This window comes from Nocardia sp. NPDC003999 (genome assembly GCF_053604885.1).
This window is the reverse complement of the sequence record NZ_JBSGIB010000025.1, coordinates 1-13,013: the sequence shown is the minus strand read 5'-3', so window position 1 is coordinate 13,013 and position 13,013 is coordinate 1. Positions and strand designations below refer to the sequence as shown.

Here is a 13,013-nt window from a genome sequence, read left to right as displayed (position 1 = left end):
GCGAGAATGGTCTATCTGTCCGGCACACCGGCCGCGACCGACGGACCGTTCCTGAGGGAGTCATGACCACCGCATCAGCCCGGCGATGGCGCCGCCGCCTGCCCGACACCGCGACCGAAGCGGGCGCGCCCACGCTGGCGCGCAGGCTCGGTCGGCTCGATCTCACCGCCATGGGCGTCGGCACCATCGTCGGCGCGGGGATCTTCGTAATCACCGGCGTGGCGGCAGCGGAGAAGGCCGGGCCCGCCATCATGCTGTCGTTCGCGTTGGCCGGAACGGTGTGCGTGCTGGTGGCGCTGTGCTACAGCGAACTCGCGGCGATGGTGCCGGTCTCCGGCAGCGCCTACACCTATACCTACGCGACCCTCGGCGAAGCACCGGCGTTCCTGGTCGGCTGGAACCTGCTGCTGGAGTTCGTCATCGCGGGCGCCGCGGTGGCGATCGGCTGGTCCGCGACCACGGTGTCCGCGCTCGATTCACTGTTCGGCATCACCGTCCCGCACGCACTCGTCGCGGGGCCCGGAGAGGGCGGCGTGGTGAACCTGCCCGCCGTACTGATCGTCGCCGCCGTCGTCGCGGTGCTGGTGGGTGAGGTGACGTTCACCGCCCGCATCACCAAGGCGCTGGTCCTGGTGACCATCGGTGTGCTGGTGCTGGTGATCGCCGTAGGCACCCCGCACGTGAGCGTGGACAACTGGACCCCGTTCGCGCCGTTCGGGCTCGGTGGGATCATCGGCGGCGCCGCGATCGCGTTCTTCGCCTTCCTCGGTTTCGACGTGGTCGCCGCGTCGGCGGAGGAGGCGCGCAACCCTCGGCGCGACGTACCCTTCGCCATCATCGGCACGGTGCTCATCGCCACCGTGCTCTATGCGCTGGTCAGCGCGGTGCTCACCGGCATGGTGCCGTTCGTGACGCTGAACAACAGCGCACCGATCGCCGCCGCGTTCGGCGCGGTGCGCATCGGCTGGATCGGCGACGTCATCGTGATCGCCTCGATCATCGCGCTCACCAAGGGTTTGCTGCTGATCGTGTACGCGCAGGTGCGGTTGATGTTCGCGATGTGCCGCGACCGGCTGCTGCCCTACTCCCTCGCGGCCACCGGCAAACGTGCCACTCCAGTGCGGCTGACGTTGCTGCTGGGAGCGCTCGGCGCGGTCATCGCGGGACTGCTGCCGATCGACATCGTGGTGGAACTGGTGAACATCGGCGCGCTGTCGGCGTTCGCGGTGGTGTGCGTGGGCGTGCTGGTGCTGCGCCGGGTGGAGCCCGAGCGCGAACGCCCGTTCCGCACCCCTCTGGTGCCCGTGGTTCCGGTGCTCGCGCTGGTCGGGTGCCTGCTGCTTGCGACCACGCTGGATGCGCTGACCTGGGTGCGGTTCGGCGTGTGGGTGCTGGTCGGCATCGCGGTCTACCTCGGATACGGACGCAAGCGCTCCACCCTCGCCGAGCCGCGGCTGGACGCCGCCCCGCCGACGGGATCCTGACTCGGCGATACACCTGACGCCGATTTGCACTCGCTGCCGAAACATTCTGCGGCACAATCTTTTATCCGGCATCGAGTGCATCGGCGGTTCCACGTGGATCACGACGGGCACCGCCACCAGGCGACACGCTCCGGACGATCCCACCACTCGCGCGGCCGAGTTGTGAATCACAACATCCGGACCGGCACGCCGCGGCATGGGCGATTAGGGTCGGTCAGGTGACCTGGACCGTGGGCTTCGACCTCGACATGACGCTGATCGACTCGCGGCCGGGCGTCGCGCGGGCCATCGACCTGCTCGGCATCGAATTCGATCTGCCGCTGAACGGGACGACCTTCGCCGATCGGCTCGGCCCGCCGCTGGCCACCTTGCTCGTCGAAGCGGGCGCACCCGAGGATCTCGTCCCGGCCCTGGTGACCCGCTACCGCGCGCTCTATCCGACGATCGTGTCGAGCATTCCCCCCATGCCCGGCGCGCAAGCCGCACTGGCGGCCGTCGAGGCACGTGACGGACGAGTGGTCGTCGTCACCGGCAAGCACGCCCCGCTCGCACAGCTGCACCTCGCCGAACTCGGTTGGCGCGTCGATCATCTCGCGGGCGACCTCTGGTCGGCAGGCAAGGCGGCGACGCTGCGCGAACAGGGAGCGAATCTGTTCGTCGGCGACCACGTCGGCGACATGAACGGCGCGCGCGCCGCGGACGTCTTCGCGGTCGGCGTCAGCACCGGGCCGTGCTCGGCCGACGAACTGCGCGCGGCGGGCGCGGACGTGGTGCTTGCCGACCTCACCGAGTTCCCCGCCTGGCTCGCGACGGAATTCGGAGCGGTCACCGCTTAACCCACCTCCGATCACGGCTCCTCCCCTTCGGGACTGCTCGCGCGGTCGCCACGGCCATGTGCGACGGGCCGATAGCGGCACGAGGCATTCGCGGGTGAAACGACGGCCTGCCCAGCCTTCCGCGAACGCTCCACGCCGAAAACTTGCGGTGCAAGTTTTTTCTTCGCTAGCCTACCGCGCATGAACCTCGAACTGTCCGGCGAGCAGACGGCGGCGCGACAGCTGGCGGCCGATTTCGTCGACCGGGAGATCGCGCCGCACGCCACCCGGTGGGATCGCGACGAACAGGTGGACCGGTCGATCGTCGCCCGGCTCGGCGAACTGGGCTTCCTCGGGCTCACCATCCCCGAGCAGTACGGCGGCAGCGCGGGCGACCACCTCACGTACTGCCTGGTCCTGGAGGAATTAGGGCGCGGCGACTCCTCCGTGCGCGGCATCGTCTCGGTGTCGCTCGGCTTGGTCGCGAAGTCGATTCACCACTTCGGCACCGAGGAGCAGAAGCAGGCCTGGCTCACGCGACTGGTCGCCGGCGAGGCGCTCGGCTGTTTCGCGCTCACCGAGCCCGGTACCGGATCCGACGCCGCCCAGTTGCGCACCCGCGCGGTGCGCGACGGCTCGGACTGGGTGCTGTCGGGCACGAAGATGTTCATCACCAACGGCACGTGGGCCGATGTGGCGCTGGTGTTCGCGCGTACCGGCGGCGAAGGGCATCGGGGCATCAGCGCGTTCCTGGTCCCGACCGACTCCCCCGGCTTCACCGCGCGGGAGATCCACGGCAAGCTCGGGCTGCGCGGACAGGCCACCGCCGAACTCGTGCTCGACAGGGTGCGCGTCCCCGACAGCGCCCGCCTGCACGCCGAGGGCAAAGGCTTCACGGTGGCGATGGCGGCGCTGGCCAAGGGCCGCATGTCGGTCGCGGCCGGTTGCGTCGGGCTGGCCCAGGCGTGCTTGGACGCCGCCGTCGGCTACGCCACCCAGCGGGAACAGTTCGGCAAGCCGATCGCGGCCCACCAGCTGGTGCAGGAGCTGCTCGCCGACATCGCGCTGGACGTCGACGCGGCGCGGCTGCTGGTGTGGCGGGTCGCCGATCTCGTCGACCGCGGCGAGGAATTCGCCCTGGCGTCCTCCAAGGCGAAGCTGTTCGCTTCCGAGGCCGCGGTCCGTGCGGCCGATCGCGCGGTGCAGGTGTTCGGCGGCTACGGGTACATCGACGAGTTCCCCGTCGGCAAGTATCTGCGCGACGCCAAGGTGATGACCCTCTACGAGGGCACGAGCCAGATCCAGAAACTGCTCATCGGCCGCGCACTGACCGGCGTCGCCGCGTTCTGACAGGAGTACATCCGATGCACCGCTTCACCGACCGGGTCGCCGTTGTCACCGGCGCGGCTCAGGGCATCGGCGCGGCCACCGCGCTGCGCCTCGCCGCCGAGGGCGCCGCCGTGGCCGTACTCGACCGCGAAGAGCCCGGCGAGACCGCCGCGCGGATCACCGCGGCGGGCGGCGTGGCGCGCGGTTACGTCTGCGACGTCACCGACCGCGCGTCGGTGCAGAACGTATTCGACCGTGTCGCAACCGATCTGGGCAGTCCGCAGATCTTGGTGAACAACGCGGGGATCACGCGCGACGACCTGTTCTTCCGCCTGACCGAGGAAGACTGGAACGCGGTACTCGCGGTCAATCTGACCGGCGCCTACCACTGTGCGCAGATAGCGCAGACGTTCATGGTGGCCCAGCGATACGGCCGGATCGTGTCGCTGTCGAGCCGGTCGGCGCTCGGCAATCGCGGCCAGGCCAACTACGCCGCCGCCAAGGCGGGCATCCAGGGACTGACCGCGACGCTCGCTCTCGAACTCGGGCCCTACAACATCACGGTGAACGCGGTGGCGCCCGGCTATATCGCCACCGCCATGACCGCCGCCACCGCGAACCGGGTCGGCGTGACGGCCGAAGACCATCAGAAAGCCGCCGCGGACCGTACGCCGCTGGGCCGGGTGGGACAGCCCGACGAAGTCGCGGCGGTCATCGCGTTCCTCGCCAGCGACGAGGCGAGCTACGTCAGCGGCCAGACGCTGTATGTCAACGGAGGCGCCCGCTGACTTGCGCAGGCCCGGTCCGAGGCACCCATCGGCCCGCACCGTCCGGACTTCGCGTCGATAGCCGGTCCCGTCGTCGGCTCACCACGGGACCGGCCCGGTGCGGTCGAAGAACCCGCCGGTGGGTCCGTCCGGCGGGAGCGTCGCCAGCCGCACGATCGCGTCGGTCCCTTCGGTGACGGTCTGGAAGCCGGAGTGACCGTTCAGGTCCGTCGCGGTGTAGCCGGGGTCGGCCGCGTTGACCTGGATGCCAGGAAGCGCGCGGGCGTACTGCGAGGTGATCATGTTCAGCGCCGTCTTCGACGCCGGATACGGCAGGCCGAGCAACGTGGATTCGATCCGGGCCGGGTCGGAGGTTCGCGCCAGTGAACCGATACCACTGGACACCATCACGATCCGCGGCTGCTCGGCGGCACGCAGCAGCGGCAGGAACGCGTTCGTCACCTGCACCGGACCGAAGACATTGGTTTCGAACACCGCGCGCATGTCCGCGGCCTCGACTTGATCCGGCAGCTTCCGGGTCCCTCCGATACCCGCGTTGTTGATCAGCACGTCCAGCCGCGCGGTGCGCTGCCGTAGCTGCTCGACCGCGGCCGCGATCGATGCGGCGGAGGTGACATCGAGCGGGATGAACTCGACCGGCGCCCCCGTCGCGGTCAGCTCCGCCGCAGCCGCCTCCCCCAGCTTCTCGTCCCGCGCGGCCAGGAACACCCGCCAGCCCAAATCCGCCAACCTGCGGACGGTTTCGCGTCCCAAGCCCTTGTTCGCCCCGGTCACCAGGGCCGTAGTCGTATCGTTCACGGATGCCAGCGTCACGTGTCCAAGCAACCGCGCACCAGGGCTGCCAACTCCTGGGAGCAGCGCTCCCACCCCGGCGTCGACCGGCTGCGGCATGATCGGGATGTGGATCGAACCGAGCTGGCCGCGTTGCTCCGGCAGGCGCGCGAGCGAGTGCGTCCGGTGGACGTCGGGCTGCCCGCGGGCTCGCGCAGGCAGGTGCCGGGACTGCGGCGCGAGGAGGTCGCCCAGCTCGCTGGCGTCAGCGTGGACTACGTGGTGCGGCTGGAACAGGGGCGCGGTCCCCGTCCGTCCAGCTCGGTGCTGGCCGCGCTGGCCCGCGCGTTGCGGCTCAACGACGAGGACCGCACGCTGCTGTTCCAGCTCGCGGGCGCGGCGCCTCCGCAGGAGGGCCGCATCGACATGGTGGTGCGGCCCAGCGTCTTGCGTCTGCTGGACCGGATGGCAGATCTGCCCGCGCTGGTGCTGTCGGCGAAAGCCGATCTGCTGGCCTGGAATCCGATGGCGACCGCGCTGCTCGGCGATTTCTCCGTGTGGCCGCCCGCCCAGCGCAACATCATCTGGCAGCGTTTCCTCGGCACCGAACCCGGGCGGGTGATGATGACACCCGCCGAGGCCGACAATGCCGCGGCGTTCTCGGTCGCCAGCCTGCGCAGCGCCCGCGCGCGCTACCCCGACGATCCCGGCCTCCTACGCCTGGTCTCCGAACTGCGCGCCCGCAGTCCACGATTCGAGCAACTGTGGAACGCACGGCGGTCGGGGCAGTGGCGCAGCGCGACCAAGACGATCGATCACCCGGACCTGGGCTCGTTGCGGCTGGACTGCGACACCCTGCTCGTGCCGGACACCGACCAAGCCGTCGTCGTCTATTCGGCGGCGCCCGGCAGCCGGGAAGCGTCGGCCCTGGAGTTGCTCCGGGTGACCGGTGCCCAGCGGTTCACGGTGACGGAGCCCAACGGCTAGCCACCGCCTTACGATGACAGCGTGCGCGACGATCCCTACTGGAATCACAACACCCGCTACCACTCCTGGCTGTTGAAGCAGGTGCCACTCTCCGCGCGCACCGCCCTCGACATCGGCTGCGGGGACGGGCTGCTGGCGGGCAAACTGGCCGGACGCGGGCTGGCGGTCACCGGGATCGACGTCGACCCGGACATCATCGCCGCAGCCCCCGCCACGACGGGCGTGTCGCTCGAACAGGCCGACTTCCTCGACTACGCGGGCTCTTTCGATGTCGTCACCACCGTGGCCACGCTGCATCATGTTTCGCTGCGGGCGGGGCTCACGGCACTGCGCGACCTGGTCGCGCCCGGCCGCGTGCTCGCCGTGGTCGGGTTGTGGAAGATGACGCCGCGCACGGACTTCCACTACTTCCCAGTGGTGCCGCTCATCCGGGCGATGGACCTCGCGCACCGCGTCTCCTGGCCGAGTGCGCGAACGCGCGACCCCGTGGACGGATACGCCGAGATCCGCTCCGCCGCAGCGGAACTCCTGCCCGGAGCGCGCATGCGGCGGCGGCTCATGTGGCGCTACACACTGCTGTGGCACAAACCCGCGTGATCGTCCATCGCGAGGACGCACCCCGCTAGAGTCGTGGGCATGCCGCCGCTTCGGGAGCACAGACCGCGAAAGGCCATCCGCACGCTGCCCGACCACGCCGTGCCGACGCCGCCGCTACTACCCGGCGAGGAGGTGGACGTACGGCACGCAGGCGCGGCGTGACCACCCGCGCACTCGGCGGAGTCGTCTTCGACGCCGCCGCCGTCGTCGCGTTCGCCAACCGCGCCAACTACGCCCAAGCGGTCGTCTGGGCGACGGTCGACGCGGGAAACACCATCGTCGTTCCGAGCACCGTTCTCGCGGCGGCGCGCACGCACATTCCGGCCGATCGGCTCGACATCCTGGCCGTGCTGGTCGGCCTGCCGCACACCGTCGTCCCATCGTTCGACCGCACCGTGAGCCCGCCGCTCACTCCACTCGGCGGCGCGGCCCCCGCCGACGCCCTCGTCGCCGCGGGCCATGTCACCCGCGAGGCGGTCGCCCGCACCTGGCCCTGCCTGACCAGCCGCCCGAGACGGCTCAGGCAGATCGATCCGCGCGTCATCATCGATCCACTGCCGTGACTCGCGTCCGGCGGATCAGCGCAGCAACGCGATGACCGGGGCGAACTTCTCCATGCTGTCCTCGAGGACGGTGATGTAGGTGATGCCGTAGCGATCGCGCCGATCGCGCAGGCGGTCGGCCATCTCCTCGGGAGTGCCCATGAGCAGGATCGGATGTTCCTCCGGGGAGTCGGCGACGTCGGGCGGCAGCGCCGGACCGAAGACCTCCAGCACGCTCGCGCGCTCCTCGGGCGGCACCACCCGCTGCACGAGGATGTTGAACTCGACCTTGTCCAGCCGCGGACCGAGCAGATCCCGCACATAGACGACGCGCTCCTCGATCTCGTCGAGCCCGGCCATCTGCAGTGGCCCGCCATTGCGCGCGGCCGCCGCGCCCGTGAAGGCGATGATGTCGGCGTGCCGCGCGGCGACGGCGAGCAAGCGATCACCCCATCCGCCGATGAGCACGGGCGGTCCCGACGGCTGTGCGGGTTGCGGCTGATACTCCGGATCGGCGAACAGGCCGCGCAATGTGACCACCGTCTGTTCCAGGTGCTCGACGCGCTTGCTCCCGCTTTCGAAGGGGATGCCCGCGGCCTCGAATTCCGCCTGCACGTAGCCAGCGCCGAGCCCGAGTTCGACCCGCCCGTCGGTGAACTGGTCGGCACCGGCCACGTCGCGGGCCAGCAGGACGGGGTTGTAGAACGCGGTGTTGAGCACGAAGGTGTTCAACCGCACCCGCTCGGTCGCCTCGGCGGCCAGGATCATCGCGGGGAACGGCGCGGGCAGGCCGAGATGGTCGGCGACACCCACCACGTCGAAGCCGAGTTCCTCTGCTCGACGGCACTTTTCGATCCAATTCGACCTGGACTCGGGGACCACCATGTTGACACCGAACCGGAAGGGGCGCTGCGCAGTCACGTGTCCTGTCTAGCGAACCGGGCCGGACCGCCGTACTTCGGGGCCGATTCAGCACTGGGCGAGCGCACCCGCGGCCACCACGATGCCGAGCAGCGCGACGACAGCGGCGACCACCGGTACCGGCCTGCGCAGCGCCCGACGGACCGGGCCGGGAGCGTTGCGCGCTGCGGCGTTCGCGCGCGGGGATCGACGGGCGAACCAGCGCCGCGTCATGGCGACCGTGGTGATGATCAACGTCGCGATCAGCATGCCCGCCCCCTCAGACGCGTACGGCGCGCGGCGCGACCGCCCGGGAGGTGGACTTGCCTCGCGGTGGTTCGACGATCCCGTGCTGCAGCAAGCTTTCGGCGGTGTCCAGCACGGTTTCCCGTACCGGGCGCATGGTCCAGCCGAGTTCGCGCCGGGCTTTCTCGGCGCTGAGCGACTCGGTGCGCCCCAGGGCCGGCAGGGTCAGCCGGACGCCCTTGTCGAAGATCGCTACGCCGCGCACCAGCCAATTCGGCAACTGTCTGGTCGGCACCCGGAATCCGCGCGGCCCGAATTCCTCGGTGAGGATGCGCGCCATTTCCCCCATCCACAGGTGCTCGCCCGCGCAGATATAGCGGTTGCCTGCGGCCTCCGGTGTTTCCAGCGCGAGCCGATGCGCCACGGCGAGATCGCGCACGTCGACCGGCGCCCAGCCGACGCGGGGCGTGCCGGGCACGTCCCCGGCGAGCAGTCTCCGTATGGGCTCGTGCGAGGTGCTCGTCGTGGTGGACAGCACCGGCCCCAGCACCATTCCCGGGTTGACGACGACCAGTTCGAATCGCTCGCCCGCCGGAAGCCGTGCGACGAAATCCCAGGCCGCCCGCTCGGCCAGCGTCTTGCTCTTCTGATAGGCCGGGCTGCGCTCGACCACCGTCCAGTCGGCCTCGGTGCGCAGAACGTCCTGGGTGTGCCCGGCGACGATCGCCGCGATCGAGGAGGTGAGCACCACCCGGCGGACGGTGCCCGCGGCGGCGCAGGCGCGCAGCACGCGCAGCGTTCCTTCGACCGCCGTGTCGATGAGTTCTCGCTCGTCGTCGGGCGGGGTGGTGGGGAACGGCGAGGCGACGTGCAGCACCGCGGCGCTACCCGCGACGGCGGCTGCCCAGCCGTCGTCGCCGTTCAGGTCGGCTTGCGCGAACTCCAGTTCGCCCCCGGTTCGCCGGGCCAGTTCGACCAGGTGTGCCCGTTTGCCGGTGTCGGCGAGGTCGCGAACCGTCGCGCGCACGGCGTAGCCATGCTCCAGCAATTCGGCGATGACGTGACCGGCGACGAAACCCGTTGCGCCGGTGACCGATACCCGTGTGCTCATTTCTTCATCCGTCTCGTGAAGTGGTTGCGCCGCACTCATCTGAGCGCCGCTCAGATAATCTAAGCACCGCATAGTTAGGTTGTCCAGGACACGTCGCATACGCTCGGACGGTGACGCGGACCAGTTACCACCACGGCGCCCTGCGCGACGCGCTGCTGGCCGCCTGCCTGCGTTTGATCGAAACCGAAGGGCTCGCCGCGGTCAGCCTGCGCCGGGTGGCTCGCGAGGCAGGCGTGAGCACCGCGGCGCCGTACCACCACTTCCCCGACCGAGCCGCGCTGCTGGCAACACTGTCCACCCAGGGTTTCCAGATGCTCGGAGCGCAACTGGCGGCCGCCCGCGCCGAGGCGGAAACGCCCATGGCCGCCCTGACCGCGCTGGCGAACACCTATGTGCGGTTCTCCCGTGAGCAACCGGCCTACTTCCGCCTGATGTTCCGGCCCGAACTCTCCCAGCCCGACAAGCATCCCGACACCATGGCCGCCGGCGACGCGGCTTTCGGAGTGCTGGCCGACGCGATCACGGAGTGCGTTCGCGCGGGCGCGCTGCCCGCCGACAAAGCCGACACACTGGCCGTCATGTTCTGGGGACTCGGCCACGGCCTGGCCTCGCTGTGGCTGGACGGACAGCTGGAGAAGCGCGCGGGACAGTTCGGCACCACCGGCTCGGCGTTGGTGGACGACGTGATGCGGACCTTCGCGACATTGATCGAACCCGGCGCGCCGCCGCTGCCCTAGAGTGAACGCCAGACGTTTGCTCCTCCGATGCTCCCCACACCGATCCGAGAGGACGACACGGATGACCGCGCAGCTGGATCCGACGGTGCAGGAGTTCGTCGACGCGCTCAACGCCAATGATCAAGACCGGTTCTACGCGGTGCTCACCGACGACGCCACCATGTCCGACGACGGTGTGGAGCGCAACCTCGCCCAGTGGACCGAAGCGGAGATCTTCGACAGCAATGCCCGCATGCAAGTCGAGTCGGTCGGCGACGACGGCACCGAACTGGTCGCCGACTACACCAATACACGCTGGGGCTCGATGCGAACCACCTGGCGATTCGTCCTGCGCGAAGGCAAGGTGAGCCGTTTCGAGACCGGGCAGGCGTGAATGCCCTTGCCAGTTTGCCGTCCGCGTTGACATCCTGACCTTCGTGTTCGTCGCGCCGCGTTACGGTACGGGTTCCCTGGCCGACCTGTTCCCCTCCGTCCTCGCCGGTCTCGGCGTGCCCGGCGAGGCGGACCGCCTCGGGCTGGAGCTCGACGCCGACCAGGTCTGCGTCCTGCTGGTGGACGGGCTCGGCTACCACGATCTGGTCGCGAATCCCGCTGCGGCGCCCTTCCTGTCCGGTCTCGCGCCGACCTCGCTCACGGCCGGTTTCCCGACGACGACGGCCACCAGCCTGGCCTCGCTCGGCGTGGGTGTTCCTCCCGGCGAGCACGGCATCGTCGGCTATCTGTTCCACGTCCCCGGCTACGACTCGCTGTTCACTCCGCTGTCCTGGCGGCTGCACGGCGTACCGAAGTCCGATCTGCGGAAGGAACTCGTTCCGACGGAATTCCAGCCGCGCACAACGGTTTTCCAGCGCGCCGCCGCCGACGGCATCGCCGTCGCCCAGGTGTCACCGCGCGATCAGGCGGGATCGGGACTGACCGAGGCGGTTCTGCGCGGCTGCGAGTTCCGTCCCCAGCTGTCGTTCGGCGATCTCGTCGCCAATGTGAGCGAGGCGCTGCGCGCCGGTCCACGCTCGCTGGTCTACACCTACCACGGCGATCTCGACCTCACCGGACACGTGCGCGGACCCGCCTCGCGATCCTGGGAGTTGGAACTCGCGCATGCCGACCGGCTCGCCGCCGCGCTCGCCGAGGAGTTGCCCGCCGGAGCGGCGCTGCTGGTGACCGCCGATCACGGCATGGTGCTGCTGGACGACCGTATCGATTTCGACACCACTCCCGTGTTGCAAGAGGGTGTCCGGGCACTCGGCGGTGAAGCCCGCGCCCGGCACGTCTACACCGAGCCGGGCGCCGAACCCGATGTCGCGGCAGCCTGGCAGGCTACTCTCGGCGCGGACTTCGAGGTGCTCGGCAAAGCGGAAGCCGTGAGCCGAGGCTGGTTCGGGCCCACCGTGGACCCCGCGATCGCCCAGCGCATCGGCGATCTGGTCGTGGTCGCCCACGGGCGGCGCGGCGTCATCCGGACCGGCGCGGAACCGCTGCAGTCCCGGCTGGTCGGTCACCACGGTTCGCTCACCCCCGCGGAGATCGACATCCCGCTGTGCGTCTTTCGCGCCTAGGGAGTGTTTCGAAGTGGGGAGGGCGGGCTGTTCGGCCCCGTCCTCACCCGTGTCGCAGCCACTGATTGATCGCAGCGATATGGATCGTCGCCAGATAGCGGACAGCGAGCTTGTCGTAGCGTGTGGCCACCGCCCGATGCTGTTTGAGCTGGTTGATGCCACGTTCGACAGCGTTACGGTCGCGGTAGACGACCGGATCGAACACCGGCGGCCTGCCACCGGCCGAGCCGCGGTTGCGGCGATGGCCGGCCTGGTCGGCTGGAATCGGGATCGTCACCCGGATCCCGTGCCGACGCAGCCATTCCCGATTTCCTCGACTGGAATACGCCTTGTCGGCCAGCACCCGAACCGGTCGTGATCGTGGCCGGCCACCACCAGTCTTGGGCACCTCGATGCCGTCGAGGACCGCCGTGAACTGGGGACTGTCACCGGCCTGGCCCGGGGTGATCAGCAGCGACAGCACCCGGCAGCCCTGTTCGCAAGCCAGATGCAACTTCGTCGACCATCCGCCCCGCGACCGGCCAAGCCCGTGATCGTCGGGTTCGCGGACCACCCCTCCGGGCGGCTCGGCCTGCCCGTCACCATCGCGGCGAGCCCCGGCGGCATGCTGGTGGGCCCGCAGAATCGTCGAGTCCACGCTCACCTGCCACACGATCCGGTTTGCCGCGTCGGCGAACGCCTGCAGCAACTTCAGGATCAACACCCACACTCCGGCGCGCTGCCAGCGCCGGAACAGCCCATACACCGCCAGCCACGACCCATACACCGCCGGGACGTCACGCCACGGTGATCCGACTCGGGTCCGCCACCGGATCCCATCGATGAGCTGCCGTTTCGTCCACTGAGGCGGTCGTCCCGCCTTCTTGTTCCGGGGCAGCAACGGCTCCAACCGGGCCCACTGGGCATCGGTCAGGTCCGCGCGCCCCGCCACCACCGCTACGCTGGCCACGAGGTCTCCGGTATTCAAGGTTCTTCTTCGACAGCTGAACCAACTACCGGAGACCTCACCTACATGCCAACGCGGACAACAGATGCCGCTGAACACGTTGATGGGGTGGCACCGCAGGGCGGTGCCACCCCATCAACTACTTCGAAACACCCCCTAGCCGCGGGGCCACTGCAACAGGCCACCGCCCAGCACCACAACAAA

16 protein-coding genes are annotated in these 13,013 nt (G+C 69.6%); 11 read left to right on the top strand and 5 right to left on the bottom strand.

Annotation, left to right across the window (positions count from 1 at the left end; genetic code table 11):
- Positions 1 to 62 precede the first annotated feature (62 nt).
- The 4 genes from ACWESM_RS31785 (at position 63) to fabG (ending at position 4,416) form a co-directional block, all read left to right on the top strand.
- The gene (locus ACWESM_RS31785; RefSeq protein ID WP_452494916.1) at positions 63 to 1,484 is read left to right on the top strand and encodes an amino acid permease; all 1,422 of its coding nucleotides are present in this window, start codon (positions 63 to 65) and stop codon (positions 1,482 to 1,484) included.
- A 218-nt stretch (positions 1,485 to 1,702) separates the two neighbouring features.
- Positions 1,703 to 2,320, top strand: coding sequence for an HAD family hydrolase (locus ACWESM_RS31780; RefSeq protein ID WP_355073927.1), 618 nt, complete (start codon positions 1,703 to 1,705; stop codon positions 2,318 to 2,320).
- A gap of 180 nt (positions 2,321 to 2,500) precedes the next feature.
- Positions 2,501 to 3,649 carry an acyl-CoA dehydrogenase family protein gene (locus ACWESM_RS31775; RefSeq protein ID WP_452494914.1) on the top strand — a complete coding sequence of 383 codons (1,149 nt, stop codon included), beginning with the start codon at positions 2,501 to 2,503 and terminating at the stop codon, positions 3,647 to 3,649.
- A 14-nt stretch (positions 3,650 to 3,663) separates the two neighbouring features.
- Positions 3,664 to 4,416, top strand: a complete 753-nt coding sequence (gene fabG, locus ACWESM_RS31770) for a 3-oxoacyl-ACP reductase FabG (RefSeq protein WP_355073931.1) — start codon at positions 3,664 to 3,666, stop codon at positions 4,414 to 4,416.
- Between the two features lie 78 nt (positions 4,417 to 4,494).
- On the opposite strand, the gene ACWESM_RS31765 is transcribed toward fabG, so the two are convergent.
- Positions 4,495 to 5,214 (bottom strand): SDR family oxidoreductase, encoded by a 720-nt coding sequence (locus tag ACWESM_RS31765; RefSeq protein ID WP_364426302.1) that lies wholly within the window; start codon positions 5,212 to 5,214, stop codon positions 4,495 to 4,497.
- A gap of 15 nt (positions 5,215 to 5,229) precedes the next feature.
- Between ACWESM_RS31765 and ACWESM_RS31760 the strand changes: the two genes are divergently transcribed.
- From ACWESM_RS31760 to ACWESM_RS31745, 4 genes are read left to right on the top strand one after another with little or no spacing between them, the layout of a single operon-like run.
- Complete coding sequence (locus tag ACWESM_RS31760; RefSeq protein ID WP_452494912.1) at positions 5,230 to 6,174, top strand: helix-turn-helix transcriptional regulator; 945 nt, start codon at positions 5,230 to 5,232, stop codon at positions 6,172 to 6,174.
- Between the two features lie 21 nt (positions 6,175 to 6,195).
- Positions 6,196 to 6,771, top strand: coding sequence for a class I SAM-dependent methyltransferase (locus tag ACWESM_RS31755; RefSeq protein ID WP_452494911.1), 576 nt, complete (start codon positions 6,196 to 6,198; stop codon positions 6,769 to 6,771).
- 39 nt (positions 6,772 to 6,810) lie between these two features.
- Positions 6,811 to 6,933 (top strand): hypothetical protein, encoded by a 123-nt coding sequence (locus ACWESM_RS31750; protein ID WP_355073936.1) that lies wholly within the window; start codon positions 6,811 to 6,813, stop codon positions 6,931 to 6,933.
- Complete coding sequence (locus ACWESM_RS31745) at positions 6,930 to 7,334, top strand: hypothetical protein (RefSeq protein WP_364426312.1); 405 nt, start codon at positions 6,930 to 6,932, stop codon at positions 7,332 to 7,334. Before ACWESM_RS31750 ends, ACWESM_RS31745 begins: the two co-directional genes overlap by 4 nt.
- A gap of 15 nt (positions 7,335 to 7,349) precedes the next feature.
- Here ACWESM_RS31745 and ACWESM_RS31740 read toward each other — a convergent pair whose 3' ends face one another.
- From ACWESM_RS31740 to ACWESM_RS31730, 3 genes are read right to left on the bottom strand one after another with little or no spacing between them, the layout of a single operon-like run.
- Positions 7,350 to 8,234, bottom strand: coding sequence for an LLM class F420-dependent oxidoreductase (locus ACWESM_RS31740; protein ID WP_364426315.1), 885 nt, complete (start codon positions 8,232 to 8,234; stop codon positions 7,350 to 7,352).
- A 48-nt stretch (positions 8,235 to 8,282) separates the two neighbouring features.
- Positions 8,283 to 8,483, bottom strand: a complete 201-nt coding sequence (locus ACWESM_RS31735) for a hypothetical protein (RefSeq protein WP_364426318.1) — start codon at positions 8,481 to 8,483, stop codon at positions 8,283 to 8,285.
- 10 nt (positions 8,484 to 8,493) lie between these two features.
- The gene (locus ACWESM_RS31730) at positions 8,494 to 9,570 is read right to left on the bottom strand and encodes an SDR family oxidoreductase (protein WP_452494908.1); all 1,077 of its coding nucleotides are present in this window, start codon (positions 9,568 to 9,570) and stop codon (positions 8,494 to 8,496) included.
- A gap of 110 nt (positions 9,571 to 9,680) precedes the next feature.
- Between ACWESM_RS31730 and ACWESM_RS31725 the strand changes: the two genes are divergently transcribed.
- From ACWESM_RS31725 to ACWESM_RS31715, 3 genes are all read left to right on the top strand, one after another.
- Positions 9,681 to 10,307, top strand: coding sequence for a TetR/AcrR family transcriptional regulator (locus ACWESM_RS31725; protein ID WP_355073945.1), 627 nt, complete (start codon positions 9,681 to 9,683; stop codon positions 10,305 to 10,307).
- A 61-nt stretch (positions 10,308 to 10,368) separates the two neighbouring features.
- The gene (locus ACWESM_RS31720; protein WP_355073947.1) at positions 10,369 to 10,680 is read left to right on the top strand and encodes a nuclear transport factor 2 family protein; all 312 of its coding nucleotides are present in this window, start codon (positions 10,369 to 10,371) and stop codon (positions 10,678 to 10,680) included.
- Between the two features lie 43 nt (positions 10,681 to 10,723).
- Positions 10,724 to 11,863, top strand: coding sequence for an alkaline phosphatase family protein (locus ACWESM_RS31715; RefSeq protein WP_397277877.1), 1,140 nt, complete (start codon positions 10,724 to 10,726; stop codon positions 11,861 to 11,863).
- Positions 11,864 to 11,906: 43 nt separating this feature from the next.
- Here the strand turns inward: ACWESM_RS31715 and ACWESM_RS31710 are convergent, their stop codons facing one another.
- Positions 11,907 to 12,812, bottom strand: coding sequence for an IS5 family transposase (locus ACWESM_RS31710; RefSeq protein ID WP_397279491.1), 906 nt, complete (start codon positions 12,810 to 12,812; stop codon positions 11,907 to 11,909).
- Positions 12,813 to 13,013 lie beyond the last annotated feature (201 nt).

What these genes read in the sequence shown, in the direction of transcription:
- ACWESM_RS31785 (WP_452494916.1), top strand. Translation starts at nt 63, where the DNA reads ATGACCACCGCATCAGCCCGGCGATGGCGCCGCCGCCTGCCCGACACC.
- ACWESM_RS31775 (WP_452494914.1), top strand. Translation starts at nt 2,501, where the DNA reads ATGAACCTCGAACTGTCCGGCGAGCAGACGGCGGCGCGACAGCTGGCG.
- fabG (WP_355073931.1), top strand. Translation starts at nt 3,664, where the DNA reads ATGCACCGCTTCACCGACCGGGTCGCCGTTGTCACCGGCGCGGCTCAG.
- ACWESM_RS31750 (WP_355073936.1), top strand. Translation starts at nt 6,811, where the DNA reads ATGCCGCCGCTTCGGGAGCACAGACCGCGAAAGGCCATCCGCACGCTG.
- ACWESM_RS31735 (WP_364426318.1), bottom strand. Translation starts at nt 8,483, where the DNA reads ATGCTGATCGCGACGTTGATCATCACCACGGTCGCCATGACGCGGCGC.
- ACWESM_RS31730 (WP_452494908.1), bottom strand. Translation starts at nt 9,570, where the DNA reads ATGAGCACACGGGTATCGGTCACCGGCGCAACGGGTTTCGTCGCCGGT.
- ACWESM_RS31720 (WP_355073947.1), top strand. Translation starts at nt 10,369, where the DNA reads ATGACCGCGCAGCTGGATCCGACGGTGCAGGAGTTCGTCGACGCGCTC.